Source organism: Streptomyces sp. NPDC044064, assembly GCF_056434245.1.
Map to the genome: position 1 here is coordinate 47236 of NZ_JBWKFN010000038.1, position 25205 is coordinate 72440.

Annotated in this window: 23 protein-coding genes and 7 pseudogenes; 15 read left to right on the forward strand and 15 right to left on the reverse strand. The window is 68.6% G+C overall.

All coding sequences use genetic code 11. The annotated features are described in order from the left end of the window. Positions 1-39 precede the first annotated feature (39 nt). The 6 genes and pseudogenes from AC07DS_RS40430 to AC07DS_RS40455 all read right to left on the reverse strand — a co-directional run bounded on the left by AC07DS_RS40430 (position 40) and on the right by AC07DS_RS40455 (position 3983). Positions 40-768 (reverse strand): SDR family oxidoreductase, encoded by a 729-nt coding sequence (locus tag AC07DS_RS40430; RefSeq protein WP_479153757.1) that lies wholly within the window; start codon positions 766-768, stop codon positions 40-42. A 99-nt stretch (positions 769-867) separates the two neighbouring features. After that, positions 868-1228: pseudogene (locus AC07DS_RS40435) on the reverse strand (nitroreductase family protein); the annotation flags it as partial. 140 nt (positions 1229-1368) lie between these two features. Continuing rightward, positions 1369-1803 carry a cupin domain-containing protein gene (locus AC07DS_RS40440; RefSeq protein WP_479153758.1) on the reverse strand — a complete coding sequence of 145 codons (435 nt, stop codon included), beginning with the start codon at positions 1801-1803 and terminating at the stop codon, positions 1369-1371. Positions 1804-2383: 580 nt separating this feature from the next. Continuing rightward, entirely contained in the window at positions 2384-2929 is a 546-nt protein-coding gene (locus tag AC07DS_RS40445) for a cytochrome P450 (RefSeq protein ID WP_479153759.1), read from the reverse strand. 553 nt (positions 2930-3482) lie between these two features. Beyond that, positions 3483-3605, reverse strand: a complete 123-nt coding sequence (locus tag AC07DS_RS40450; RefSeq protein ID WP_479153760.1) for a hypothetical protein — start codon at positions 3603-3605, stop codon at positions 3483-3485. A 213-nt stretch (positions 3606-3818) separates the two neighbouring features. After that, positions 3819-3983, reverse strand: coding sequence for a hypothetical protein (locus tag AC07DS_RS40455; RefSeq protein WP_479153761.1), 165 nt, complete (start codon positions 3981-3983; stop codon positions 3819-3821). A gap of 620 nt (positions 3984-4603) precedes the next feature. On the opposite strand from AC07DS_RS40455, the gene AC07DS_RS40460 reads away from it, so the two are divergent. From AC07DS_RS40460 to AC07DS_RS40475, 4 genes are all read left to right on the forward strand, one after another. Further along, on the forward strand, positions 4604-5161 hold the full coding sequence (locus tag AC07DS_RS40460) for a PadR family transcriptional regulator (protein WP_479153762.1): 558 nt from the start codon (positions 4604-4606) through the stop codon (positions 5159-5161). 98 nt (positions 5162-5259) lie between these two features. Further along, positions 5260-6984, forward strand: a complete 1725-nt coding sequence (locus AC07DS_RS40465) for an acyl-CoA dehydrogenase family protein (protein ID WP_479153763.1) — start codon at positions 5260-5262, stop codon at positions 6982-6984. A gap of 75 nt (positions 6985-7059) precedes the next feature. Then, entirely contained in the window at positions 7060-7356 is a 297-nt protein-coding gene (locus AC07DS_RS40470) for a hypothetical protein (RefSeq protein WP_479153764.1), read from the forward strand. Positions 7357-7862: 506 nt separating this feature from the next. Further along, a complete protein-coding gene (locus AC07DS_RS40475; protein WP_479153765.1) occupies positions 7863-8780 on the forward strand; it encodes an NADP-dependent oxidoreductase in 918 nt (305 codons plus the stop codon). Between the two features lie 138 nt (positions 8781-8918). Here the strand turns inward: AC07DS_RS40475 and AC07DS_RS40480 are convergent. Next, positions 8919-9119 (reverse strand): annotated as a pseudogene (locus tag AC07DS_RS40480) (toxin Doc); the annotation flags it as partial. Between the two features lie 31 nt (positions 9120-9150). Between AC07DS_RS40480 and AC07DS_RS40485 the strand changes: the two are divergent. Further along, positions 9151-9912 carry a PIG-L deacetylase family protein gene (locus tag AC07DS_RS40485; RefSeq protein WP_479153766.1) on the forward strand — a complete coding sequence of 254 codons (762 nt, stop codon included), beginning with the start codon at positions 9151-9153 and terminating at the stop codon, positions 9910-9912. A 55-nt stretch (positions 9913-9967) separates the two neighbouring features. On the opposite strand, the gene AC07DS_RS40490 is transcribed toward AC07DS_RS40485, so the two are convergent. The 3 genes and pseudogenes from AC07DS_RS40490 to AC07DS_RS40500 form a co-directional block, all read right to left on the reverse strand. Beyond that, on the reverse strand, positions 9968-11221 hold the full coding sequence (locus AC07DS_RS40490) for an IS256 family transposase (RefSeq protein ID WP_479153767.1): 1254 nt from the start codon (positions 11219-11221) through the stop codon (positions 9968-9970). 49 nt (positions 11222-11270) lie between these two features. Beyond that, a complete protein-coding gene (locus AC07DS_RS40495; protein WP_479153768.1) occupies positions 11271-11603 on the reverse strand; it encodes a hypothetical protein in 333 nt (110 codons plus the stop codon). A 71-nt stretch (positions 11604-11674) separates the two neighbouring features. Next, positions 11675-11773 (reverse strand): annotated as a pseudogene (locus AC07DS_RS40500) (IS5/IS1182 family transposase); the annotation flags it as partial. Positions 11774-11885: 112 nt separating this feature from the next. Here AC07DS_RS40500 and AC07DS_RS40505 point away from each other — a divergent pair. Then, positions 11886-12407, forward strand: coding sequence for a hypothetical protein (locus AC07DS_RS40505; protein WP_479153769.1), 522 nt, complete (start codon positions 11886-11888; stop codon positions 12405-12407). Positions 12408-12418: 11 nt separating this feature from the next. On the opposite strand, the pseudogene AC07DS_RS40510 reads toward AC07DS_RS40505, so the two are convergent. Continuing rightward, positions 12419-12772 (reverse strand): annotated as a pseudogene (locus AC07DS_RS40510) (phosphotransferase); the annotation flags it as partial. 82 nt (positions 12773-12854) lie between these two features. On the opposite strand from AC07DS_RS40510, the gene AC07DS_RS40515 reads away from it, so the two are divergent. Next, positions 12855-13979 carry a DUF6183 family protein gene (locus tag AC07DS_RS40515; protein WP_479153807.1) on the forward strand — a complete coding sequence of 375 codons (1125 nt, stop codon included), beginning with the start codon at positions 12855-12857 and terminating at the stop codon, positions 13977-13979. Between the two features lie 62 nt (positions 13980-14041). Here AC07DS_RS40515 and AC07DS_RS40520 read toward each other — a convergent pair whose 3' ends face one another. Continuing rightward, positions 14042-14434 (reverse strand): hypothetical protein, encoded by a 393-nt coding sequence (locus AC07DS_RS40520; protein ID WP_479153770.1) that lies wholly within the window; start codon positions 14432-14434, stop codon positions 14042-14044. 375 nt (positions 14435-14809) lie between these two features. Here AC07DS_RS40520 and AC07DS_RS40525 point away from each other — a divergent pair, with 375 nt between their 5' ends. The 5 genes from AC07DS_RS40525 to AC07DS_RS40545 all read left to right on the forward strand — a co-directional run bounded on the left by AC07DS_RS40525 (position 14810) and on the right by AC07DS_RS40545 (position 22068). After that, on the forward strand, positions 14810-15037 hold the full coding sequence (locus tag AC07DS_RS40525; RefSeq protein WP_479153808.1) for a transposase family protein: 228 nt from the start codon (positions 14810-14812) through the stop codon (positions 15035-15037). Next, the gene (locus AC07DS_RS40530) at positions 14992-16305 is read left to right on the forward strand and encodes an ISL3 family transposase (protein ID WP_479153771.1); all 1314 of its coding nucleotides are present in this window, start codon (positions 14992-14994) and stop codon (positions 16303-16305) included. The genes AC07DS_RS40525 and AC07DS_RS40530 overlap by 46 nt, the downstream gene beginning before the upstream one ends. Positions 16306-16471: 166 nt before the next feature. After that, positions 16472-17152, forward strand: coding sequence for a hypothetical protein (locus AC07DS_RS40535; RefSeq protein WP_479153772.1), 681 nt, complete (start codon positions 16472-16474; stop codon positions 17150-17152). 429 nt (positions 17153-17581) lie between these two features. Further along, positions 17582-17908 carry a CU044_2847 family protein gene (locus tag AC07DS_RS40540; protein ID WP_479153773.1) on the forward strand — a complete coding sequence of 109 codons (327 nt, stop codon included), beginning with the start codon at positions 17582-17584 and terminating at the stop codon, positions 17906-17908. Then, positions 17905-22068, forward strand: coding sequence for a trypsin-like peptidase domain-containing protein (locus tag AC07DS_RS40545; protein ID WP_479153774.1), 4164 nt, complete (start codon positions 17905-17907; stop codon positions 22066-22068). The genes AC07DS_RS40540 and AC07DS_RS40545 overlap by 4 nt, the downstream gene beginning before the upstream one ends. 74 nt (positions 22069-22142) lie before the next feature. Here AC07DS_RS40545 and AC07DS_RS40550 read toward each other — a convergent pair. Continuing rightward, a pseudogene (locus AC07DS_RS40550) lies at positions 22143-22256 on the reverse strand (AlbA family DNA-binding domain-containing protein); the annotation flags it as partial. 96 nt (positions 22257-22352) lie between these two features. On the opposite strand from AC07DS_RS40550, the gene AC07DS_RS40555 reads away from it, so the two are divergent. After that, positions 22353-22925 (forward strand): hypothetical protein, encoded by a 573-nt coding sequence (locus tag AC07DS_RS40555; RefSeq protein WP_479153775.1) that lies wholly within the window; start codon positions 22353-22355, stop codon positions 22923-22925. A gap of 311 nt (positions 22926-23236) precedes the next feature. Here AC07DS_RS40555 and AC07DS_RS40560 read toward each other — a convergent pair. Next, positions 23237-23581, reverse strand: a pseudogene (locus AC07DS_RS40560) (helix-turn-helix domain-containing protein); the annotation flags it as partial. A gap of 161 nt (positions 23582-23742) precedes the next feature. On the opposite strand from AC07DS_RS40560, the gene AC07DS_RS40565 reads away from it, so the two are divergent. Continuing rightward, positions 23743-23973: a hypothetical protein gene (locus tag AC07DS_RS40565; protein WP_479153776.1), complete on the forward strand. Its 231-nt coding sequence runs from the start codon at positions 23743-23745 to the stop codon at positions 23971-23973. 49 nt (positions 23974-24022) lie between these two features. Here the strand turns inward: AC07DS_RS40565 and AC07DS_RS40570 are convergent, their stop codons facing one another. Then, on the reverse strand, positions 24023-24709 hold the full coding sequence (locus AC07DS_RS40570) for a DUF2848 domain-containing protein (RefSeq protein WP_479153777.1): 687 nt from the start codon (positions 24707-24709) through the stop codon (positions 24023-24025). Between the two features lie 137 nt (positions 24710-24846). Between AC07DS_RS40570 and AC07DS_RS40575 the strand changes: the two are divergent. Continuing rightward, positions 24847-25185: pseudogene (locus tag AC07DS_RS40575) on the forward strand (MFS transporter); the annotation flags it as partial. Positions 25186-25205: the final 20 nt, after the last annotated feature.

Here is a 25205-nt window from a genome sequence, read left to right on the forward strand (position 1 = left end):
GCTCTTCGCGTCATGCACACCTGACAGGGTGCGAGCGGGTTAGGAGAGCCAGTCGGCGTAGCGGGTAGGGGCCAGGTGGGCATTCGTGTCGGTGAGGACGTCGCCCTTGACGACGGCGAACATGCCGGCGGTGGGGTCGGTGGCGACGGTGCGGTTGTCGCCCTCGTGGGCCAGGGTGATCCGGCCCAGCTCGTCCAGGGGGAAGATCTCGGGTCCTGCGATGTTGCGGATGCCGTTCAGCGGAGCCCTGGCGGCGACCTGCGCCACCGCGTCGGCCACGTCCCTGGAAGCGATGGGCTGGATCGGCGTGGCAGGCAGCCGGACGGTGTCGCCGTCGGCGGTCCAGGACAGGACCGCGTCCATGAAATCCATGAACTGCGTCGCCCGGACGATCGAGTAGGGGATCGGACCGTCCGCGAGGATCTTCTCCTGCAACACCTTGGCCCGGTAGTAGTCCAGTTCCGGCACCTGGTCCGCGCCCACGATCGACAGGATGACGAAGTGGCCGACGCCGCTCTTCTGGGCGGAGGCCAGCAGGTTGTCCATCGACGTCTGGAAGAAGGCGAGCGAGGCTTCGTCGAAGGTCGGCGAATTCGTCACGTTGACGACGACGTCGGCGCCGGCCACCGCCTCGTCCACTCCCCGGCCGCTGATGATGTCGACGCCGGTGGACTTCGAGTGGGCTACCGCCTCGTGTCCGGCGGCGTTCAGGTTCCTGACGACCTGCGAGCCAATCAGCCCGGTGCCGCCGATGACTGCAATCTTCATCAGGCGCCCTTCCCTTGGGACTATATGGCCAAATATGGCATATAGGGGCACTGTGCAATTGTGGCAACATGCGCCTCGATCGGCTGAGGAGGGGCGTTGTCAGAGACCGTCGACGAAGGTGACCGTCTCGTCGAGCGGGGCCCGGCCTGTGCGGGCGTCACGTGCCGTGACGTCTTCGAACCCGATCGACATGCCGCAGCAGAAGACGAGTTCACCCGGGGGCGGCAGGGCCTCCGCGACGGTCTTGTGCAACTTCGCCCAGGCCATCTGTGTGCAGCTGTGCAGCCCTTCGGCGCGCAGCAGCGAGCATGACGGTCTGCAGATACATGCCGATGTCGGACCATTGCGACCGCCCCAGCTCGCGGTCGATGGAGCAGAACAGGGCAACGGGTGCGCCGAAACAGTCCCAGTTCGCGGAAGCGGCCCGCTGACGCGCCTCCCAGTCCTCCCGAGCGACGCCGGGGGTGGCCATGAGGTCAACAGTACGCCATCCGCTCATTCGATATGGTATCGAACGAAACTAAGTGTGCTCGTCCGGCTCGTCCGCTCTCGGCGCCGGGATCGGTGTTCCGGGCTCCACACCCTCGGCGATCCCGCAGGTCAGCCTCCGGAGGGGCGTGGGGCGCGCAGGTGCGCCCGTTCCTTGAGCTCCTCCTCGTCGACCAACGTGAGCATCGGCCGGCCCGGCGCGCACAGCATGGTCACCACGAACTTGGTCGATGCGTCCGACAGGGCATTGCCGTCCTGGTAGTGGATCACGTCACCGCCTGGCTCCCAGAACGTCCCACCGGCCTCGACGACACGCTCCGGTTCGCCCTCGAGTTCGAACCGGAGCGCGCCCTCCATCACGTAGCCGAACGACGGACCAGAGTGACGATGCGGAGGGAGTCCGGGGTGACCGGGAGGCCACTCGACGAGGATAGTCATTCCCGAACCGCCTTCGGGAAAGAAGGGCGGAGTGACTTCCTGCAGCAACTTGACTTCAGGCGGCAAGGAGACCTCGGGTCTGCCGCGCTCTGGGTTCTTCTCCGACATGCACCATACCTCCGTAAACCAGCCTGGAAGAGACGATCCTGCGTCGGCCCTCGCATTCCGGGCCTGTGTACCGATGCGCTCGTTCCGCGATGATCGAGTCCGCCGGGTCCCTGTTCAGACCACTCGCTCCGTGATGAGGACAGGCCACAGCCCGCATCCGTGACGGGTCGTATGTGGTCCGCTTCGCCCGAACGGTCTCGAGACCACACTGCCTCCCGGCGGCGGCCGCCACAATCCGGGAGCCGACGGTATCGAGACCGCACGGCGCTACGGCATCGGCGTTCTCTGTGGCGCGTCAGTTCCTACGACTGGTTCCGGTCCCTTGGCTTTCGCCCTGTTCGGAAGAGGGCGGCTCCGCAGTCATCCCGTCCGCCGTCGACCCACACGCTTTCCGAGTCTGTTGGCGGCCTAGCGGACCACGTTCCTAGCGGGTCATCACCGTTCATGGCCGTTCGCCTCCTCAGCGAGAGTCGTCGGCCGGACTCCCTTGAACGGTGATGACCCGCGCTGAATGAGACGGAAACTGAGACGAACGGCGATCTGGGTGGAGCGGTGCTGCGCCGGCGAAGGGCGGCGGTGGTCAGGGCGTGACCCCTTCGATCGCCACGGGGAGGTGGCGTGGGCCGCGCAGCACCGCGTTGGCGCGGTAGGGAGGTGGGTCCTCGAGCAGCCGGGAGAGTTTGACCCGGCGGAACAGTTCGGGCACGGCCAGATGGAGTTCGATACGGGCGAGAGGGGCGCCGAAGCAGTAGTGGATGCCGGTGTACATGCCCAGGTGCTCATTGTCCTTGCGGTCGGGGTCGAAGCGGTCGGGGTCCTTGAAGCGTTTGGGGTCACGGTTGGCGGCGGCGAGCATGAGCCAGACCGGTGAGCCCTTGGGGATGGTGGTGCCGGCGACGTCGATGTCGTCCAGGGCGGTGGTCCACGGGACGAACTGGACCGGCGGCTCGTACCGCAGTACTTCCTTGATGAGCGGGACGGCGAGGTCCGGATCCTTCAGGAAGCGGTCGAGGATGTCGGGGTGGCGCAGCAGGGTGAGGGTCGTGTTGGTGATCGCGTTGACGGTGGTCTCGTGGCCGGCGACCAGGAGCAGCACTGCGGTGGCTTCCAGGTCTGCCGGTGTCATCTCGGGGGCGAGCGCGCTGAGGATGCCGGGGCCGGGGTGGCGGCGTTTGGTCTCGATCAGGTCAGCCAGGTAGGCGTCCAGCTCCTGCGTGACCGCTGTGTCTTTTCCTGGCCGTGCGCGAGGCCGGGTGAGACGGCTGTCGCCTCCCGCGCCCGCCGGAGGGCGGCCTCGCTCTCCTCACGGGCCAGCTCGTGCTCCCGCACGTGCGCTCGCATGGGGACCCGGCTGCCGCCGATAGAGATGCGGCTGCCGTCGGCGGCCGGGCACAGGCGACGGCGGCCCCGACGCCGGGCGGGTATCGGGGCCGTCACCCACACGAGTCCCGCTGTCGGGGGGCATCGGAACAGGTGCACGTGTCGCGGAGACAACGCGCCCGGGGACCCGCGGGTCACGGCTTGCCACGCCGCCGTACGGCTAATGGCTCCGCCCCCGGCCCCGTGGCATCAGCTCCAGCCCGTCACCGTGTGACACGTGCTGAACGTGAACGCTTCCTCCACGCCCGGGTGCGACACCGCAGCAGCGGCAAGGCCTTCAGAGCACAGGTCGGCCCGCATCAGTCTTGCTGCTTCGGGGCCTTGGCGTTCGCTTCCCAGCGTCGTTCCAGCGCCCTGCGCCGCAGGAGGGACTCCTTGTGGCACTTCTCCATGGCGTCCTTGGAAAGACCCCGGTCGGTCACCTGGTAGCGGTCGGGCTCGTAGCGATCGCTGGGCCCCCATCCCCCTTGGGGGAACGCGGCGACCCGCGCAGCGTTCAGCCCCTGCGGAGATGAAGATTCGGAGGATGGCTCAGCATCCGCGTCAGCAGCAGTACCCGGCTGGGCGTATCGGACCAGTCCGAACTCCAGGAGCCGGTTGCAGGCGTCTTCGTAGGAGTCACGGCGGAGTCGGAATTAGTCGTTGCGCGTGTTGGCGTACAGGTACACGCCGGACTCGGCATGGCGCTTCGGCATCGTCTGCGCCAGCCACTGCAAGATCAGCCAGGTGGCGGCCTCCGCCGGCTGCAGAACCTGTATCCAGCCGTGGAGGAAGAAGTCGGTGGGCACGGCGAAGGTCATGTTCCATTTCCTCCGCGGGACCGCATACAGGCTGGGCGTCTGCGTCTCACCGCGCCCGCTCTCCTGCGTGAGCGAGAACGCCGCGCTAGTTCCGGCTGGTCGGCGATCTGCCGGTAAAGAGTTTCGGCGCCATCCCGGTCCCCGGCCGACTCCCGTCGCACGGCCCGGAGGTACAGGGCGCGGGTGCTGCCGGGGTCGCTGGTCGCCAGCGGCACGGCGGTGCACGCCGCGGTCGCCGACCGCCGGCAGGAAGGGCTGCCCGGCACCGAGGCCGGTGAGGAAGGTGCCGACCTCAGTCAGGATCTTGCGGTCGTCCGGTCCGCAGACGGTGAACTCTCCTGCCGAAGTGTTGAAAGGCTGGAGGGCACCGGCGGGTACCGGCCCCGTACTCTCGGCGCGGCGCCGTCTCTGCTTGCTGAACTAGCGCGTCTCCTGGACAGCCCGCTCGGTGAGGCAGGTGTCCTCTAGCGAGGACACCGCGGCCACCGAGCACGCCCGGCCGTGTTCCCCCGTCCCCGGCACGCTGCCGTCGGCGATGATCTACGCGACCTGCACCGGGTGAGCCGTGTCTCACCGCGGCAGCGTTGCTATGCAACGAGGTGCATAGGAAGATCGTGGGCATGGCGCTCGAGCACGCGATCCTCGTGTCCCTGCTGGAGAAGCCGGGTTCAGGCTATGAGCTGGCCCGGCGGTTCGAACGGTCCATCGGGTACTTCTGGACCGCCACCCACCAGCAGATCTACCGCGTGCTCAAGCGCATGGAGAGCGACGGCTGGGTCGACGTCCGGGACGTCCCGCAGTACGGGCGTCCGGACAAGAAGGAATACTCCGTCGCCGGCCCCGGACGGGAAGCACTCTCCGCGTGGCTCCACGAACCGACCGAGCCCGAGAGTGTGCGGCACGACCTCGCGGTGAAGGTCCGAGGCGCGGCCTTCGCCGATCCGGCCGCCCTGATCGGCGAGGTCGAGCGGCACCGGCAGGCCCACACCGACCGCCTCGCCCACTACCTCGCGGGCGAGGCCCGCGACTTCGGGGAACCCCCGGCGGACGGTCCGCCCGACGCCGAGCGGGAACTCCAGCACGTCGTCCTGCGCGGCGGCGTCGCCTACGAACGCATGATGATCGCTTGGCTCGACGACGTCCTCGCCACACTCGCCGGCTTCGGCACCGGTCACTGATCACCCATCGCTGATCACCGATCACCGACCGGCCGAGCAGGCCCCCGGGACCCGTGCCCGGACCCACCCTCCCCCCTCCCAGCCGAAAGGCGGCACCCATGGCCGACGCGCTGCTCTTCAACCCGCGAACGTACGACCCCGCGCACTTCGACCCGGAGACCCGCAGGCTGCTGCGCGCCACCGTCGACTGGTTCGAGGAGCGGGGCAAGCGCAGGCTGATCGAGGACTACCGCAGCCGTGCCTGGCTCGGCGACTTCCTCGCCTTCGCAGCCAAGGAGGGGCTCTTCGCGACCTTCCTGACGCCCGCCTCCGCGGCCGGGGAGGGCGAGGGCGACAAGCGGTGGGACACCGCGCGCATCGCCGCCCTCAACGAGATCCTTGGCTTCTACGGCCTCGACTATTGGTACGCCTGGCAGGTCACCATCCTCGGCCTCGGCCCGGTCTGGCAGAGCGACAACCCCGACGCCCGTGCCCGAGCGGCCGAACTGCTCGCCCAGGGCGAGGTGTTCGCCTTCGGCCTGTCCGAGAAGGCCCACGGCGCCGACATCTACTCCACCGACATGCTCCTGGAGCCCGACGGCACGGGCGGCTTCCGGGCGACCGGCTCCAAGTACTACATCGGCAACGGCAATGCGGCCGGGCTGGTCTCCGTCTTCGGCCGCCGCACCGATGTCGAGGGCCCCGACGGCTACGTCTTCTTCGCCGCCGACAGCCGTCACGCGAACTACCACCTGGTGAAGAACGTCGTCGACTCCTCGAAGTTCGTCAGTGAGTTCCGCCTCGAGGACTATCCCGTCGCCCCGGAAGACGTGCTGCACACCGGCCGCGCCGCCTTCGACGCCGCCCTCAACACCGTCAACGTGGGCAAGTTCAACCTGTGCACCGCCTCGATCGGCATCTGCGAGCACGCGATGTACGAGGCCGTCACCCACGCCCAGAACCGCATTCTCTACGGCCGCCCCGTCACCGCCTTCCCGCACGTGCGGCGCGAGCTGGCCGACGCGTACGTCCGGCTCGTCGGCATGAAGCTGTTCAGCGACCGTGCCGTCGACTACTTCCGCACCGCGGGCCCCGACGACCGCCGCTACCTCCTCTTCAACCCGATGACGAAGATGAAGGTGACCACCGAGGGCGAGAAGGTCATCGACCTGATGTGGGACGTGATCGCCGCCAAGGGCTTCGAGAAGGACAACTACTTCGCGCAGGCCGCCGTCGAGATCCGCGGCCTGCCGAAGCTGGAGGGCACCGTCCACGTCAACCTGGCGCTGATCCTCAAGTTCATGCGCAACCACCTGCTCGACCCGGTCGCGTACGAGCCCGTCCCGACCCGCCTCGACGCGGCCGACGACGACTTCCTCTTCCGGCAGGGGCCCGCCCGCGGCCTCGGCGCGGTGCGCTTCCACGACTGGCGGCCGGCCTTCGACGCGTACGCCCACCTCGCCAACGTCGCCAGGTTCCGCGAACAGGCAGACGCGCTCTGCGAGTTCGTCCGCACGGCCGCTCCCGACGAGAAGCAGAGCCGGGACCTCGACCTGCTCCTCGCCGTCGGGCAGCTCTTCGCGCTTGTCGTCCACGGGCAGCTGGTCCTGGAGCAGGCAGACCTGGCCGGCGTCGAGGCGGACGTCCTCGACGAATTGTTCGCCGTCCTCGTACGGGACTTCTCCGCGCACGCCGTCGAGCTGCACGGCAAGGACTCCGCAACCGAGGAGCAGCAGCTTTGGGCACTCGCTGCCGTCCGACGTCCGGCGGTCGACGAGGCGCGTTCGGAGCGCGTCTGGCAGCGCGTCGAAGCTCTGTCGGGGGCGTACGAGATGATGCCCTGAGGCCCCGACGCGGCCTCGGACCGCCTCGCGGAGCGCGGCGCCCGCCGCCGTACTCCGCGAGGTGTCCGCCGGTGAGTGTGGAGCCCCGTGGCCGACGAGGCGCGCAAGTGGCAGGAGATCGCCCCGGGCCACCTCGCGTGGCGGCGGGACCTCGTCGAGCGCCAACTGCGCCGTGAGCGCCTCGACCAGTGGGCGGGCTATGGGTTCCGGCTGCTGGAGCACGCGATCGTGGTGGGGTTCGGCGTGGCCTTCGTCTGGCTGGGGTTCTACGCCGTGGACCACAAGGCGTCGATCCAGGTTGTGTCCATGATCGGCGGCGGGATCGCCGCGCTCGCGGGCGCCGTGCTCGCGGTGCGCAACCGCAAGGAGTGACGGCCCGGCCGCTCCGGTGTTGACTCGCAGTCGCTCAGCCACGGCTCTTGAGAGCCTGGCGCGGCGGGGAGTTTCGGCATCAGCCGCGCGCAGGTACCGGCTGCTCGACGCCCCCCCCCGCGTCCCGGCCGCGATCCACGGCGCCGTCGCCGCCGGCACCGAGTCGTCTCGTACGCGAGACGCCATCCCCCGCCGTGACTGCGCTCGACTACGGCCTGTCCCAGCACGCCCCGATCGCCGTCTCCGCCCGCGCGGGTGCCGTAAGGGAGCTGATCTGTGCCGCCTCACCACGCTCGCCCACAGCGGCATGCAGGTCCGCGATGAGCCCACGGTCCTCGCAGTGGTCCGCCGAGCCGTCCGTGACGTGTGCACCGCCCTGCCCCCACCCGCCCGAGAATCCGCCGACGGATCCCGCCCATGCCGAGCATGCACTCGCCGAATCGCCCGGTGCGTGTCCCGCCGTCATTCTGGAGTGGAGGGGGCTTCCCCGGCCGGAAGGAGCGGCCATGAAGGCCGTACGGACTCACGATCGGGATGCGGCTGTGGACGGTCTGGTCGTGGAAGATGCGCCGTACCCGTACGCGGGCGAGGGTGACGCCGTCGTGCGGGTGCGCGCGGCCTCCTTCACGCCTGACGAGCTGGCCTGGCCGGCTTCCTGGGTCGACCGGAGCGGCAGGGGCCGTGCGCCCGTCATCCCGGGGCACGAGGTCTCGGGCGAGGTCGCCGAAGTCGCGGTCGGGACCACTGGGCTTTCGGTCGGGCAGCGGGTCATCGGGCTGACCGACTGGAACCGGGACGGCTCGCTCGCGGAGTACGTGGCGGTGGAGGCCCGGAATCTGGCCCCGCTGCCCGCCGGAATCGACTACGTGGAGGCGGCCGCGCTGCCGATGCCGGGACTCACCGCATGGCAGGGCCTCTTCGTCCACGGGCGCCTGGAGGCGGGCCAAAGCGTGCTGGTGCACGGTGCGGGCGGCGGTGTGGGGATGGCCGCGACGCAGATGGCCCGCGAGGCCGGGGCGCGGGTGATCGGGTCGGGGCGCGCAGGCAGCCGGGACCGGGTCCTGGAACTCGGCGCGGAGGAGTTCGTCGACCTCGAACAGCCGGGGTGGGAGGAGGCGGTGGGCCATGTCGACCTCGTCTTCGCCGGCCTGGGCGGAGAAGTACTGGACCGCTCGGCCGCCGTGGTCACGCCCGGCGGCACGCTGGTGAGCATCGCCCAGCCCCCGAACGTGCGGCCCGAGGACGGCCGGGCCCTGTACTTCATCGTCGAACCCGACCGTGGTCACCTCGTGGAGGTCGTTCGCAGGTACCGGGAGGGGCGGTTCCGCCCGCTGGTCGGTGCCGTACACCCCCTGGACCGCGCGCCGGAGGCGTTCCGCGCGAAGAAGGGCACGGTGGGCAAGACGGTCATCCAGGTTGCGTGAGCGCCGGGCAGCCGGAGCTCATTGTCCTGCTCGTCTCCGAACGTCGCAGGGCGGACATGCAGGCCGTCAGGACGGACGGCAAGTGATCCGGGCGGCGGGCATCTCCTGGCTCCCTGAAGCCCCGGGACAACCCCGGCTTCAGACCTTCCAGGACCGCAGGGTCTCGGCGATGGTGTAGATCGGCAGACGGGTGTCCCGAACCTTGCGGACGAGATCAGACAGAGCACCGTAAGGCGGGTCGATACCTTCGCCGGACTGATTCATGTACTGAGCCACAACAAAAGCGGCAAAAAGTCCATTACGGTGTGGAAGTGGCTCGAGGTGCGCAATCGTGTGCAACCGATGCAGTGCCAGTGCCATGATGTCCGCCATGGCAACCCTCCTCGCCTTTCATGCCCACCCCGATGACGAGGTCATGCTGACCGGTGGCGTCCTGGCCGGCGCCGTCGCAGACGGCCACCGGGTGGTGATCGTGGTCGCCTGTGACGGACTCATGGGCCCCGCATCAGACGGCGACACGCTTCGACTGGGCGAACTGCGCGCGAGCGCGAAGGCGCTCGGCGTCCATCGCGTCGTTCATCTGGGCTATGCGGACAGTGGCCATGGCGCGATCCTCTATCCCGATCCTCCGGACCGCACGCGCTTCGTCCGTGCGGAAACTGAGGATGCCGCCGAGCGGCTGACCGTGATCCTGCGCGAGGAGAAGGTGGATCTCCTGCTCAGTTATGACGCCAACGGCGGTTACGGACATCGCGACCATGTCAAAGTGCACGAGGTCGGCAAGCGCGCCGCTCAGTTGGCGGGCGTCCCACGAGTACTGGAGGCGACGCTGCCGCGCGAGCCGATCGCCCGAGTCGTGCATGCACTCCAGCTGATGGGTGTCCTTCGCCGCTATGACCCTGAAGCGATGCGGGCCGCTTACACCCCTCGCGCGGCCATCACGCACCGGATTGACGTGCGGAAGTTCGCCCGGCAGAAGCAAGAAGCGCTGGCCGCGCACCGTTCTCAGATCGACGGGCCAGGCAGGGCGGCCCCCGTGATGAGAATCCTGACTCGCCTACCGGCTCCCGTTTTCGGCCTGTTGATGGGGCGGGAGTGGTTCGCCGAAGCTCCTGTCGCGACGAAGCACTGACACACCGGCCTCAGCCGCGATACCTGATCCCCGGCATCCCGTCTCATAGTTCGGTTCAGGCGGCGTGAGCCTCGTCGCGTTCGGCCAGGACGCCGCGTTCGAAACGGGCTCCTGCCCGGACGAGGGCGACGAGGTGGGGTGCGGTGATCGCGCGCCAGCGGGCCTGGGCGGACTCGACGAGCTTGAACACCATCGCCAGGGCCGCGGCCGGGTTGCCGGCCCCGCGGGTGACTTTGGTCCTCAACTTCACGGCGCTGAAAGTACTCTCGATGGGATTTGTCGTGCGCAGGTGCACCCAGTGCTCGGCGGGGAAGTCGTAGAACACGAGGAGTTCGTCGGCCTCGTCGGTGATCTTCTTGGCCGCTTTCGGCCACTTCGATCCGTAGGCGCGCTCGAAGTCCTTGATCGCCTTCTCGGCGTGGTCGCGGTCCTCGGCGTTGTAGATCTCCTGCAGGGCCTTCTTTGCGCCGGGCTGAGCCGACTTCGGTAGCGCGTTCATGACATTGCGGACCTTGTGAACCCAACACCTCTGGTGCCTGGCCTGCGGAAACACCTCCGCGAGAGCCCTCCACAGGCCCATCGCGCCGTCACCGACCACGAGTTCGGGATCGCGCATGCCGCGCCGGCGGCAGTCACGCAGCAGATCCGCCCACGACTCGGTCGATTCACGTAGCCCCTCGGCCAGCGCGATGAGTTCCTTGCGGCCGTCGGGGCGCGCGCCCACGAGGACCAGGACGCAGGAGTGGGCCCGGCCGAGGCGGACCTTGGGGTGGACACCGTCGGCCCACACATGGACGTAGTCGGAATCCGACAGGTCGCGGGCCTGGAAGGCGGTGTGGTCGTCGGTCCACTGCTTCGTCAGCCGGGTCACCGTCGCCGGTGAGAGGCCGGCCGAGGAGCCCAGGAACTGCTCCATCGCGGGCACGAAGTCCCCGGAGGACAGTCCGTGGAGGTAGAGCAGGGGGAGGACCTCGCTGATCTTCGGGGACTTGCGGCACCGCGGCGCGAGGATCTTCGACGAGAACCGCTTGCGCTGACCGGTCTCCACGTCGACGCGCTTGTCGTTCACGCGGGGCGCCTTCACCGCGACCGGCCCGGCGGCGGTGGTCACCGCCCGTTCACGATGATGGCCGTTGCGGACCACCAGACGGCGGCCGACCTCGTCCCGCACTCCGGTCAACTCGGCTATGTACTGGTTGACTTCGGCCTCCAGGGCCGCGGCGAGCATCCGCCGGGCACCCTCGCGGACGATGTCGTGCATCAGGGATCCGGTCTCGGTGGTTCCGTCGTTGTTGACTACGCTGAGCACCGGCGTGCCTTCCCAACCCGCGGTGCAACGCGGGTCTACTCGGTGACCATCAATCGATCACTCGGGAAGGTACGCCCTCCGCGTTTCGCGAAGCACCCCTCCCGAGGCCGATCCACAGATCTTGAGCATTGCTCCACTCCTGGCGGTAATGGGGGTCTTCGGCGTACGACTGCGCGAGCACTTTGAGTGTGTACGCGAGACCTGCGTAGCGTGCATCCGCCGGGTCCATTGCCTCGTAGTCCCTGGCCAGCAGGTCGACCAGGTCGAGCATCGGCAGGTGGCTGTCGAGGAGGGCGTCGCCGCCGAAGCGATGGGCCACCTCGGCATAGGCGTGGTTGTCCGCCATGTTGCGGTCCCGAAGGAACTTCACGAGGTCGTCCATGGGTTCATCTTCACGCATCGGCAAGGGCCATCAGGTGGGCTCACCGTGATGAGCCCACCTGATGAGCGGGGTCACCTGCGGGTCCAGATGAGGATGGCAGCGAGGTGAAGTGCCGCCTGGTAGGCGATGGCGAGCTTGTTTGTCCGCAGGGCCAGACCGCGCCACTGCTTGAAGCTCGCCTCCACTATATGGGGGTGTGGCGCACGCTTGCCGCGCGGTCAATGCCGCTCTCGTTAGGGTTTGGTCAGTACGTATGACCAAACTCGTCGAGGAGAACAACGGGTGTCCGATCTGGACTTCTACGCCCACGTCGCCACGCACTGCGACGTCCTCGGGGCCGGAATCGGATCCGGCCTCGCCGCATGGGAGGCCACGGTGGGGCCCGACTACCTCGACGATGCCGGCAAGGGGGTGCTCCGTCGGGACTACGGGCTGGTGGAGCTCTCCTTCTCGGATGCCGACGGGCCTCTGTCCTGCTTCGGGGTGAGTGTGCAGGTCCACCGGTTGGTCCACGGCCCCTGCGTACCGCCGAACCTGGAACGGCAGTACGGACAGTTCGCGCCCCGTGCCCGGTACGAGGAGTTGCGGTCCGTGATCCTGTCCCTGGGGTGCACGGTCGAGCCCGATGACCTTTCAGGGGACATCCACCGCTATCGCGTGCCCGAGTCCGGCGCGCGCATTTTCGTCATCACCGATCCCGACCCGTATGGGGACGGCAACCACGATGTCGACGACCCGGAGGTTCACCAAGCGGGCGACGTGTGGGCGTTGAGTGTTTCCCCGTCCTGGTGGGGGCCGTGCTAGAGAGCATCTGGCGGGTCCGGGGCGGCGTCTTTCCACACCGCGCGAACGGCGTCCGGGTCCGGGAGAAGCCCACAGTTGGGTGATCGAGACGGGTATCTCGGCGAAAGGCTCGGCCTGGTCGGCCGATTGGTTCCTGCGTCCACGCCCGGGGGGCGTCCCGTCGGGTGTGGATCGGTGAAGAGTTGTCAGGTAGGCAGCCAAGGTCTCGGCCGCGTCCGCAGTGGTGTTGACGGTCGGCAGGCGCGCCCGGCACCCAGGTGGTGACGATCCAGGGCCGCGGGAACCGCTCGGAAAGCTCCCCGAGGCACTGCGGGACGGGGTCCTGCAGGAGGGAGATCCGGGGCGAGGACGGACAGCCAGGCGTGCCACAGCGACTACGGCGCCCGCGTGGTTTCGGCAGTCGTTTATGAGATGTGGTGGGGCGGCCGGATGCGTAGGCTCAGGGCCGTGGCTGATCCGATACAGAAGATCGTGACGGGGCTGCCGGACCTGGCGGATGTCACCGGCGTGTGGGCGGTGGCCGATGGCCGGGTCGAGCAGGGGGATGCTGCCTTTGCTGCTGACCTTGGCATCGCTCTCGCCAGGATGTACGGCACCGGGGAGCAAATGTGGCAGTATCGAAGTGTCTTCGACCATCTGCTTCGGCTGCTGGCCACCACCGCTGGTCCCGAGAGCGTCACCCAGGCGTTCCGGCTGGTCTCCTCGGCTGAGGTCACCAGCAGGAAGCTGGATCGCTACACGGCCTCGTTGCTGGCTTCCAGCCATGAGGCGGCGGACCTGGCTGCGGCGTTCACCGGCCGGGGTTCGGAGGAGCTTCGGGCCTGTCTGGTCCACGAGCTGGTACTCAGGGGAGTGGTCGTCGGGGAGGCGCCGGGGATCGCGGGTTGGGCGACGTCGCCGCATTGGAGTCATCACCCACTGGGCTGGCTGCCCCTGATGCTGTCCGGTATGGAGGAAAGTGCGGATCTGCCGAGCTACAGCATCCGCGGCAGCAGTCACTCGATGCCGTACGGACCATCGGAGAGCCGCGAACTGGCGGTGAACGCCGGCGCGCGCGTGCCGACGGCTGAGGAGACGACAACACCGGCCGCTGCCACGGCGATGGGCACGGCCGTGGCGAACTGGGCCGAGGAGTCCAACGGGCGCATCGAGGCGCGGGTGTTCGACCTCGCCGAACCCCTGGACGCCGAGTCGGTACCGACCGCGCTCCTGACGCTAGGGCTGGAGTGTCTGCACGGGGCGGGGAAGAAGACGGCTCTGTCAGTTGCTGTCCGTCCGCCGGCGCAGGCATGGCGGGTGCTCTTCGCCGCGGCGTCAACGGGAGGGGCGTACAACTCGGGTTGCTACGGCGCCTACGGCCGGCTGGCGGCCTGGCAGTCCCTGGCCGCACTGGCCGGAAGTCCAGAAGGCGCCAGCGCCGCTGAGGTCGAAGCACATGTGCTGGACTGCGTCTGGCACGGCTTCGGCGCCGACACGAAGTGGTTCGAGCAGGTGGCCTGGGACATCGGTCTGGCCGCGCTCTCCCCAGGCCGACGGCGCCTGGCTGTGCTTGCCGCCACCGATACCGACTGAGCTGGCCGTGGTTCGTGTGTCGAGGAGCTGGACCGAGTGAACTGCGCCGAGTCCTGCCGGGATCAGCGGGTTTCCAGCGGGTCGGCCTGGCCTAGCAGCTCCGCGAGCGGGGCGCCGGTGCGAGTGGCGACGACGCGGCGGGCGCGCAGCTGGGCACGGGTACGGGGGCGGAACTTCGGATCCCGTCCGCAACCGCACGGCTCGAAGCCCTCGTAGCGCAGCCCGGCGCCCAGGACCACGGCGACGACCGACCATGCCTTCCGATTGCTGCGGCGGGGTGCCGCGAAGTCGTGGCCAGCACACAGCAGCGGCCCGGTGCATCGCGGGCACGTGTGTCCGGCGTCGCCGGGATGCCGTTTGAAACTGATCCGGCACGATACGCACGCGTAGTGCAGCTTGTAGTGGACGAAGGCGTAGGTGCACACGGACTGACCGTACCGGCGGCGCTTCGTCATGGGCCAACAGGTTCCGCTTCCTCACCCGGTGGTTGTCGGCTGCGGTTCGCCCGTCCGTTGATCCGGGATGGGCACGACGGAACCGAGATCGAGACGGCTGTTCATGTCCAGCTCGAACATGCCGTACGAGTTCACATGGGTCCAGAACAGCGGTGGCCCCGCCGGTCGGCGTCGGCCCACTTCGGGTCGACCAGAACCTGCTGGGCTCTGTCCGCAGTTCCGTGAATCCGCAGGTCAGGGGTGGGAACGAGGGATCGTTTCGGCAGCGTGTTTCCTGCCGTGGCGAGCAAAACGGTTGAGGATGTGCTGTTTCCCGGGATCGCTGTGCGAGTTGAGTGTGTCAGCGACTCCTCCGGCACCCTGGTGGTGGAGGCAGTGTCCACCGGTCGGCCGGGCCGCTGTCCGGGCTGCCAGAAGCGGGCGAGACGCGTGCACAGTTCGTACCAACGCAGCCTGGATGAGCGGCCGTTGGCATCGCGGCGGGTCGTCGTTCGACTCCGTGTGCGCCGGTACTTCTGCGACCGGAAGAGGTGTTCCCGCAGGACGTTCGTCGAGCAGTGCCGGGCCTGTCCGAGCGGCACCGCCGGTCGAGTACCGGGCTGACGGGCTGGCTTCGGTCGATCGCGATCGAACTCGGCGGCCGTCCGGCCGCACGGCTGTGCCGGCGTCTGCGGATGGCCGCAGGCCGGACCCAGTTGCTCAGGCTGCTGAAGGCGCCGGCGGTGCCGGACCGCGCCCCGCGAGTGCTGGGGGTGGACGAGTTCGCCTTCCGCAAGGGCTGTACCTACGGCACCGTGCTGGTCGACGTCGAGGCCGGCCGGGTCGTGGACGTGCTGCCCGACGGCACCTCCGAGACGTTCGCGGCCTGGCTCAAGGACCATCCCGGTGCGGAGATCATCTGCCGTGACCGGGCCGCCACCTACACGAAGGCGGTCAAGGAAGCCGCCCCCAACGCCCTCGAAGTCGCAGACAGGTGGCATTTGCTGCAGAACCTGTCTGCCGCGGTGGAGAAGACCTGCCACCAGCACCGCAACTGCCTGCGCAAACACGCCGATCAGGAGAGGGAGCCGATCGCGTCGGAACCGGTCCCGAGGGAACTGCCGGTGCCGGAACTGCCCCGCACCCAGATCATCGAACGGACCCGCCACCGCTACGAGGACATCCACCGCCTGGTGGAGAAGGGCTGGACGATCAGCGCCATCGCCCGCCGCCTGAACCTCGACCGCAAGACCGTACGCCGCTTCCGCGACACCGATCTCGACGAACTCCTGGCCTCCGCCCGCGACCGCCGCCCCAACGGCGTCCTGGAACCGTTCAAGGCGTACCTCAACGCCCGCTTCACCGAGACCCAAGGCCAGGCCAGCGGCACCCGCCTGTTCCAAGAGATCCACGAACGCGGCTACAGCGGCAGCCGCCAGGTGGTCCGCAAACACCTCGCCGCTCTGCGCGCGGGCACCGCCGAACCGGTCCGCGCCGACATACCGAGCCCCCGCAAGATCACCTCATGGATCGTGCGGCCCCGCGAGATCCTCACCGAGAGCCAGGACAAGCGACTGCAGGTCCGACTCGCCTGCCCGGACATCACCCGGGCCTGCGACCTCGCCCGCACGTTCGCTGATCTCGTCCGACACCGGCGCGGATACCTTCTTCTGGAGTGGATCCGCCAGGCCGAACAGGACGCGCCCAAGCCAATGCAAGGCTTCGCCGGCTTCCTCCGTCAGGACCTCGACGCCGTCACCGCCGGGCTCACCCTCCCGTGGAGTTCCGGAGTCGTCGAAGGCCACGTAAATAGGTTCAAAACACTCAAGCGAGCCATGTACGGCCGGGCCTCGTTCGAACTCCTCCGGGCCCGCATCCTCACCCATCCGTGATCATTCAGAGCCACTCTCAGGCCCATGATTCTCATCAGGTTGGACGCTGCAAAGGCGGGGGCTGATGAGTCTAGAGCCACCGAATCACTACGCCGTAGGGGTCGTTGATCAGTAGGCTGACACACCGACTATCAGATCGTGTTGCCACGACAAGGGCGGGGGCTCCGTGTCGGATGCAGTGCTGAATGTCGTGATCGGGCTGATCACGAGCGTGGTCAGCGGCGGGTCCGTCTGGGCCTGGAGGCGTGTGAGCACCGCTCGCATCCTGCACCATAAGCAGGCACTCCTTGGCCTGCGAGCCGGTGCACCGTGCGTCATCATCCTGAACAGCCACTGGCAGATGCCCACCGTCACCGAGCACGGTGACGTCTACGCGATCATCGAACTTGCGATGCTCGCCGAGGAGTCAGGGTGTGCATTCTCCCTCGTCGCCGCAGAAGCACCTGAGCTGAATGGGGATCGCACCGAACTCAGCATCGGTGGCCTTGGGTCGAACCGACGCAACGTCGAGTACTTGGCGAGACACCTGCCCGGTGTGAAGGTCAATCAACGTGGTGACTTCACCGTCGGCGGTCAGCGCTTCCTCCACAAGCAGGGACGAACGGACCATGCGCTGGTCGCGAAGTTCACCCCTCCCCAGTCCGCACAGCCCGTCCTCATGATCATGGGGCAGTCGGCGATCGCCAACCGCGCGGCAGTGCACCTACTCAAGCACGACTACAAGCGGCTCGCTAGGGAGATCGAGTCCCTCGATCGATTCTGTCTCATGCTGCGCGTCGACGCGGCGGATACCTACGGGTACCAGGCCGTCGAAGTCGCTACCGACCTGTCGGCTGTCGCGTTCTAGCGCAGCCGCGCCCCTGCGGAGGCCGGCCGGGTTCGGACAGCAAACGCGCTCACAGGGCTGGCCTCGCCTTTCACGGAACTGCGGACAGAGCCTCGAATCTCCCCATCCCCTCCCCGGTGGTGACCCCATACCTGCTCAGTGGATCTCCCCACCCACAGGCCGCCTGACCTGCGGACGGGCGCCGCAGGGGAGGGGCCGCCCGATAGCCGGCCAGTTCCAGGGTCGTGACGGGCTGTCCCGGGTGGGCGAAGCGCAGCGCGGAGCGTCGCCGCAGGCGCCCTTGACCGGCCGGCGCGGCCCGTACGCTCCACAAGCGGGCGGCCCCGGCCGCGTACCGCACTGCGTAGGCACGGCGATTGGGCTGCGTCACTAATCATGCGTCAGTAGTCTGAGGGCGACGGAGGGGGCGCTGTGGGCGAGCGGGGTGCGATGACGGCTCAGGTGGTGGGGTACGCGCTGGAGGACGGCACGGTCGTCCGGTTCGAGGCCGAGCCGACAGACGACTGGTCGCCTGCGAGTGCAGGCGAGGTCGTCGCGCGAGTGCGTGAGGCGGTGCAGCCCGCCGTGCAGGCTGCCCGGACCGTGCTGGAACAGGCCAGGGCGATCGGGCCGGACAGCGTGCAGGTGAAGTTCGGCGTGAAGGTGAGCGGCACCGCCAACTGGCTGGTGGCCAAGGCCGCAACGGACGCCAACTTCGAGATCACCCTCACCTGGGCTTCCGGAGCTGCGAGCGCCGAGGACGAATCCGGCGAGTGAGCATCTCCAGTCCAAGGCCCGACTCGGATGCCTGGGTGACCGCCATCCACGCCAGCGAGCACGACCAGACGCCCTTGGGTACGGGATTCCTCATCGATGCGCAGCGGGTGCTCACCTGCGCGCACGTCGTTGGCGACCGTTGGGGGAACTCAGGGGCGTTGTGGGTGGCGTTCCCGAAGGCGACGGCGCTGCGCTACCCGCGCGTGCGCGTCGTCGATGTGATCACGCCGCCGGAGGACGTGCGCAAGCGGCAGGACCAAGACGTTGCGGTGCTGCGACTGGCCGAGCCTCTGCCAGCGGGGATGAGCGCACGCTTGCGGCGTCCGCCAGCCGGGAAACTGGCGGGGAACCGCTGGTGGTCCTTCGGCTTCCCGAACGGCATCCACGGCGACGCGGCGAGTGGACGGGTCGGGGACCCTCTCAGCTACGGATGGGTCCGGCTTGAGACGCAGTCGCCGTCGCCTGTCCGACGGGGCTTCAGCGGCGGCCCGGTGTGGTCGCCGGAACACCAGGCCGTCGTCGCGGTGGTGGGACACGCCCATGCCGCTTCGGGCGACGCACGGGCCCTGACGCTCGACGAGATTGTCCAGTGCCTGGACGGCGAGAAGCTCGACTTGCTCGCCCACTGGCGTGTGGAGGCCGCCGGGGAGCAGGCCCTCGCTGCCTGGGGGTGGACGCTCGCCGACGACCCCGAAGCGGGGCGGCACTGGAGGCCCAGGGCCCGGGGAGTGAGTAACGACGCCGAACGCGGCTTCCGCTTCCGGGGCCGCAGCGCCGCGCTGACGGACATTGTCACCTGGCTCACCGCCGACATGGTGCGGCGCGACGTGCTGATCGTGACCGGCTCCCCCGGCGTGGGGAAGTCCGCCGTGCTGGGCCGGGTCGTCACCACCGCGGACGCTGGTATCGCCGCTGCGCTCCCTCCCACAGACGACGCTGTGCGCGCGCCGCTCGGATCGGTGGCGTGTGCGGTACACGCCAAGGGCAAAACCGCCCTGGACGTCGCGCAGGAGATCGCCCGAGCTGCCTCAGCAGCGATACCCGCCCAGGTCCAGGACCTCCCAGGGGCGCTGCGCACCGTGCTCACCCAAAAGCCGCGGCGTTTCACTGTCGTCATTGACGCGCTCGACGAGACCGCCACCCCTGACGAGGCGCGGCAGATTGTCCGCGAGATCGTCCTGCCGCTAGCGGAGGGCTGCGCAGATCTCGGGGTGCGGGCTGTCATCGGCACACGGCGCCGGGACGACGCCGGCGACCTGCTGGCCGCCTTCGGTCAGGCAGCGAAGACTGTCGATTTGGACAGCCCCGGCTACTTCGAGGAAGCGGACCTCGCCGCTTACACGCTGGCCACGCTCCAGCTCCTCGGGGACGAGCGACCCGACAACCCCTACATGTCCGCAGACGGCGCCGCGCAGGCGCTGGCGGCCCGCATCGCGGCACTGTCCGAGGGCAACTTCCTCGTCGCTGGGCTCGTCGCCCGTGCCCATGGCATGCACGACCCATCCCCGGTGGCTCCGCAGGACATCACGTTCGTCCCCACCATGACCGAGGCGCTGCGTGTCTACCTGAGCCTGCTGCCCCCCGTGGAGAGCCTCACCGCCGAGCACCTGCTGACCGCCCTGGCCTTCGCGGAGGCCCCGGGACTGACGATCGAGCTGTGGCGCACTGCCGTCACCGCTCTGTACGAACGCGGCCCCAGCGAGCGCGCACTGCGCGAGTTCGCCCATTCCTCGGCAGCCAACTTCCTGGTCGAAACGAGCAGCAGTGACGACCATGACGTCGTGTACCGCCTGTTCCACCAGGCCCTCAACGACACGCTGCGGCACGTCCGAGCCAAAACCCATCCTCCGCTCACCGACGAGGGTGAGCTCACCGACGCCTTCATCACCGTGGGCCGCACGGCCGGCTGGTCCTCCGCCCCCGCCTACCTGCGCCGATCGCTCCCGGGCCACGCCCTGGCCGCAGGGCGGATCGACAGCCTGCTCGCCGACGATGAGTACCTGCTGCACGCAGACCTGCACCGCCTGGTGCCCGCCGCAGCCTATGCCACGACCCCCGAAGGGCGTAAGCGCATGCGCTTGCTGCGGCGTACGCCCGAAGCACTCAGTTCCGGGCCCGAGGCGCGCACGGCGCTGTTCTCGGTGACCGAGGCGCTGGAAGGCCTCGGTTCGGTCTACCGCGAGCACCGGGGTTCCCCGCCCTACCGCGCCGTGTGGGCCACCACGACGCCCCAAGCGGACGAGGCAGTCCTGGGAGATCACACCGACACCGTGAGAGCGATCTGCGCGGTGACCATGCAGGGCCGTTCCCTCCTCGCCACCGGTGGTGACCGCACCGTGCGCCTGTGGGACCCGGCCACCGGCGACATGGTCCGCACCCTCGCTGAACACTCCGACCCGGTGACAGCGCTGTTCCCCGTGACCGTCGACGGCCGCACCCACTTTGCCTCCATCCATCGCGACAGGAGCATGCGGATGTGGGATCCGGACACCGGCCGCCTCACCCGGACCATCGAGCATGCCTCACTGGGAGCGAACGCGTGCCCGGTGACTGTGGGTGGCCGCCACCTCCTCGCCAGCAGGGGTACGTCCAGCACTGACCTCGTCCAGGCCTGGGACCCGGGCACTGGGACGGTGCGCCGACGCGTCCCTTGGACCCTCTACGACCTTCTCCATCCGGTGAGAGCGCTCTGCTCGGTTACTGTGGGCGGCCGCGACCTTGTCGCCCTCGCGAGCAACGAGAAACTGCGCCTGTGGGACCCGGACACCGGCAACTGGCCTGGCTCCTTCGCTCTAAAGCTTGCCTACGCCGACGAAATCACAGGGTTGTGCTCGGTGAACCTCCAAGGCCAGCCCCTCCTCGCGATCAGCACCAAGAAAACGGTCGAACTGCGGAACCCGGCGAGCGGGCACACTGTCCGCTCCCTGCAAGGCCTCCGCTCCTCAGTGGAAGCGCTGTGGGCGGTGACCGTGGCCGGCCGGACCCTCGTCGCGATCAGCGCGGGCTTCGGGGTGGAACTGTGGGACCCCGGCACCGGGGAGATCGTCAACTCCCTCGAATGCGCCAGCCACGTGAAGGAGTTGTGCGCCGTGACCGTGGACGGGCGCAGCCTCCTCGCCACCAGCGACCACGACCAGAATGTCCGACTGTGGGATCCGTACGCATCGAGCCCTGAGGCTGCGCGGCAGTTTGAGTACGTGCGGACGCTACATACGGTCAAGGTGCAGGGGGAAGACCTCCTTGCCGTCGTCACCGGTCCCGAGGGCGAGGTGCGGCTGCACGAGACAGGTACGGGAAGACTCATCTCCTCCCTCTTCAAGCTCGACGGCCCGCTGCTGGAACTGTGCGCCGTGACCGTGAACGGCCGCTCACTTGTCGCCACCTGCGAGTACCAACGCCCGGTGGCGTTGTGGGACCCCGAGACCAGACGTCGCGTCCGCACGCTCAGACACGACTGTGCCGCAAACGGGATCAGCGCCGTGACCGTGGACGGCCGCTCGCTCCTGGCCACCCGCCAATCCGACCGACCGGTGACCCTGTGGGACCCGGACACCGGACGTCGCGTCCGCACGCTCAAGCACAAGACCCCAGCGAACAACATGTGCGCCATCACCGTGCAGGGCCGCTCGCTACTGGCCACCACCCACTCCGACCGACCGGTGACCTTGTGGGACCCGGACACCGGACGTCGCGTCCTCACCCTGGCACAGGATGCTCCCACCAGCACGATGTGCCCTGTGACCATAGACGGCCGCGTCCTGCTCGCCACCAGCGATCACGTCCGGACCGTGCGACTGTGGGACCCAGCCAATGGCCAGCTCGCTCACGCCCTCGCCGTGACACTTTCCGACGACGAACCGATGAGCGAGATATGTCCTGTGACCTTTCACGGTTGCACCCTCCTAGCCACCAGGGGTCCCGGCTGGACCGTGCGGCTATGGGACCCCGTCACCGCAGCCTTGGTCGTCACCATCCCGGTACGACGTGAACCTGTCGCGCTGGTCGCCTCCTCGGGACTGCTCGTCGTTGCCCTTGAACATGGTCTCCTGGCGGTCCGCGTGACCCAGGACGATGCGGCGCCACCAGCCGCCTGCGCAGTACAAGGTCCCGTTGTTCCAACCAACGGCCGGCCCTGGTGGCGCCGCCTCCGTGGGCGATAGCCCTGCGCGCTGGCTCCAACGGACTCCAAGGTCAGTACGTGGTGCCACGGGACTCGTGGCTGGTGTTCGATGCCGACCATCGCGATGTCGTCGCTGACTCCGTAGATGAGCAGACCGCCGCGGGTGTTGGCCATGGCGGCGACATCCTTGGCGAACGACCCTGACCGTGCGCTGGACGGAAGAGGGATGGCGCCTGGCGGAGTTCACCCAGCAGGACGGCCCCGAGCCGACCGCAGGCGCGTACGGGCCGGCGCCGCAGCTGTAGACCGACAGGAAGAGGAATTGTGGACGGGGAGCTGATCACCGCGATCGTCGCGGCCGGGGTGAGCGCGATCGCCACGGTCTACGCCGCAAGACAGGCGCACATCGCCAAGGGCGCCGCCGAGTCTGCCGAGCAGCAGGTTGTCCTGTTGCTCCGGCAGATCGAGGGCGAAGAAGCGGACCGCTTCGAGGCCCGCGGACCGCAGTTCGAGATTGAAGCGGCCCACACCGACGAGTCCGACGTGAACGTGCCGCGCGGGAAGCTGGTGGTCAAGCAGGTCTCCGGGCCGCCGCTCAGCTCGGTCACTGTCAGCGCGACCGGCACCGGCGTGGATGGCATGCGCGGCGCGTATGACCCCGACAGAAACTCGGACTACGGCCGTGAGCAGCGCATCGACATCGGTCCCATGGCCGCCGGTGGCACTCACGACGTCTACGTTGATCTGGACTACCATACGCGCGGCACGAACATTCAGCTCAACCTGGTGTGCCGGGACGCGGTCGGCGATTCCTGGCAGCGTTCCGTCGCCACGCGGGTTGAGCCACTGCCCGAACCGCCGACCTGGCGAGTAGGAGGTCGGAGGGGTCGCAGATGAGCCCCGCGTCCACGCAGGGGTAGGTGAACGAGCGACCCGAACCGCCGGAGCAGGGCTGGGTACGCGGCGGTTGGGGCTCCCAGGGCTTTCCCGAGAACATCCGTGCCGCGACAGCACTCCCGCTCGACGGTGGTGGTCGCGGTGGCGTGCCAGGCGAGGATCTGCCGGTGATGGTCGACGGCCTGCGCGTTGACGGCGGACGCTCCGCGCAGGTTGTCCAGACGGCCGTGGGCTGCCCGCAAAGGGGTGTGGGCGTCCATCAGGTCATGGCCGCCCATGGCGGTGCTGCCTGTGCCCAGGCCGGTGGCCAGCAGGGCGCCGGCAGCGCCCGCGCCCTTGAGGAAGTCTCTGCGCCACACGTCGTCGTCCCACCATTGCCGCAGGAGATCGTCCGCAGCTGCGTCCTGGGCCGCTTCGGCCATCTCCCGGCTCGAGCGCTGTCGTTGGGCGTCGGCTAAGGAGACCAGTGTGCCGTCTGCCCCGAGGGCTTTGTGCAGGGCGTGCGCGATAGGGGGCGTCGGTGATCTGCGTTTGTGTTCGAGATCGCTGATGATGCTCTTGCTGCACGCGGCCCGGCGCGCGAGTTCACGCAGCGTCAGTTTGTCCCGCAGTCGCCGCAGTTCTGCGGCGTAATTCGCCTCTTCGGCTTGTGCCATTGCTGCCTCCACACCGTCGTGGCCGTTTCGCTGTCCGCACCGTGGTGCGGACAGACTCGCACTGCTGTGACCGGCACACGCCCCGGTCCGGTGTCACGTGCGGGCCTTGGGCGGGCTGCGGACTGGTGCGGACAGTCGGGACCTGCCCAAGCGGTGGCGGGGTGGCCACCATGGTCGTCACGGGCCTTGAGCGTAGGGACGCACCGCAGGCGGGCCAAGACGGCGGTTTGCAGTGCGTTCGAGGGCTTGGCCCGGCATTCGCTGCCCGGGACCAGCGGCATCTGTTCAATCGCGTGATCGGCCAGCTCTACCACTGCCTCCATACGCGGCAGCCCTTCGACGAGCAACAGGCCTTCACCTCCTCCTCAGCCGATCTCGCGGTCGCGGCTTGACTTCTTGGGCACGTGAGATGTCTCTCTGCCTGACAGGCGAGCGGTCGTGTCAGCCGATGGGAGCCGGCATCGGCTGGACGTCGTAGTTGAGGCGGATGGTGTCCCCGGTGGCGGGGTCCCCCAGTTCCACGCTCCAGCCGCCTGCGAACTGGTCGACGCCAGGGGCCATGGGGATGGTGCCGGAGATCAGGACGGTGCCGGGTGTGAGCGCGCCGCGTGAGCGCAGGACGTCGACCCAGTACGCGGGGGTGAGGAGTTCGGCGAGGGTGCCGCGCTGGATCTCGGTCCGCTGGTCGCCGTGCGTGACCCAGGCCCGCAGGGTGAGTTCGTCGATGCGGGACTCGACGTCGGCCAGGAGCCAGGCGCGCCGGGCGAGGACATCGGGGCCGGCGTTCTTGCTCCAGGCCACGCCGTGCACCTCGAGGTCACGGTCGGTGTGGTCGCAGGCGGCCGTCAGCAGGAGCTCCCCGCCGTCCGCCACCACGAGCGCCCACTCCGCCTCCCCGGAGGTGCGCGCGTGCTGTGCCAGGACGCGGTCGGTCTGTTGGGCCAGATATGGGGAGACGGGGTAGAGGGCCGGCGTCACGGACGGGCCGGGCACGCCCAACTCGGCGAGCTCTGCGACGTGCGCGGCGACGTCCTCCTGACTGCGTCCGGCGTACCCGGCGTTGAGGACCTGGACGACGTCGACCTCGCGCGTCGATCCGTCGGGCAGTTCGAAGGTCAGTACGGCCATGAGGGCACTCCCGCAGATCGGGTGAGGGACCACGGCCGGCATTCTCCGTGGTCGAGTTCTCGCGCAGGACTTGCGCATACGACCTGTATACAAGAAGTATGCCAGAGGGTCGATGTCCCCGAGCAAGGATGAGAACCATGCACGACACCTCGAACGGCGACGCGAGGGCGTACGACAGGCACTCCGGTGTCGGCCGGGCCTTCGCCGCGAGCCTGACCGGCACGACCTTGGAGTGGTACGACTTCGCCGTCTACTCCGCGGCGGCCGCCCTGGTCTTCGGCATGCTGTTCTTTCCCTCGGAGGACCCGCTCACCGCAGCGCTCCTGGCGTTCTCCAGCTATGCGGTCGGCTATGTATCGCGTCCGCTCGGCGGGGTCGTCTTCGGTCGCCTCGGTGATGTGATCGGCCGCAAGAAGGTGCTGATGGCCACGCTGGTCCTCAGCGGCGCGGCCCCCTTCCTGATCGGCGTCCTCCCCCCGTCCGTTTCCCTGTGAAT

Coding starts and splice junctions, on each gene's coding strand:
- AC07DS_RS40430 (WP_479153757.1), bottom strand. CDS start 768: ATGAAGATTGCAGTCATCGGCGGCACCGGGCTGATTGGCTCGCAGGTC.
- AC07DS_RS40440 (WP_479153758.1), bottom strand. CDS start 1,803: ATGTCGGAGAAGAACCCAGAGCGCGGCAGACCCGAGGTCTCCTTGCCG.
- AC07DS_RS40445 (WP_479153759.1), bottom strand. CDS start 2,929: ATGACACCGGCAGACCTGGAAGCCACCGCAGTGCTGCTCCTGGTCGCC.
- AC07DS_RS40455 (WP_479153761.1), bottom strand. CDS start 3,983: ATGACCTTCGCCGTGCCCACCGACTTCTTCCTCCACGGCTGGATACAG.
- AC07DS_RS40460 (WP_479153762.1), top strand. CDS start 4,604: ATGGCGCTCGAGCACGCGATCCTCGTGTCCCTGCTGGAGAAGCCGGGT.
- AC07DS_RS40465 (WP_479153763.1), top strand. CDS start 5,260: ATGGCCGACGCGCTGCTCTTCAACCCGCGAACGTACGACCCCGCGCAC.
- AC07DS_RS40475 (WP_479153765.1), top strand. CDS start 7,863: ATGAAGGCCGTACGGACTCACGATCGGGATGCGGCTGTGGACGGTCTG.
- AC07DS_RS40485 (WP_479153766.1), top strand. CDS start 9,151: ATGGCAACCCTCCTCGCCTTTCATGCCCACCCCGATGACGAGGTCATG.
- AC07DS_RS40495 (WP_479153768.1), bottom strand. CDS start 11,603: ATGGACGACCTCGTGAAGTTCCTTCGGGACCGCAACATGGCGGACAAC.
- AC07DS_RS40520 (WP_479153770.1), bottom strand. CDS start 14,434: ATGACGAAGCGCCGCCGGTACGGTCAGTCCGTGTGCACCTACGCCTTC.
- AC07DS_RS40540 (WP_479153773.1), top strand. CDS start 17,582: ATGACGGCTCAGGTGGTGGGGTACGCGCTGGAGGACGGCACGGTCGTC.
- AC07DS_RS40570 (WP_479153777.1), bottom strand. CDS start 24,709: ATGGCCGTACTGACCTTCGAACTGCCCGACGGATCGACGCGCGAGGTC.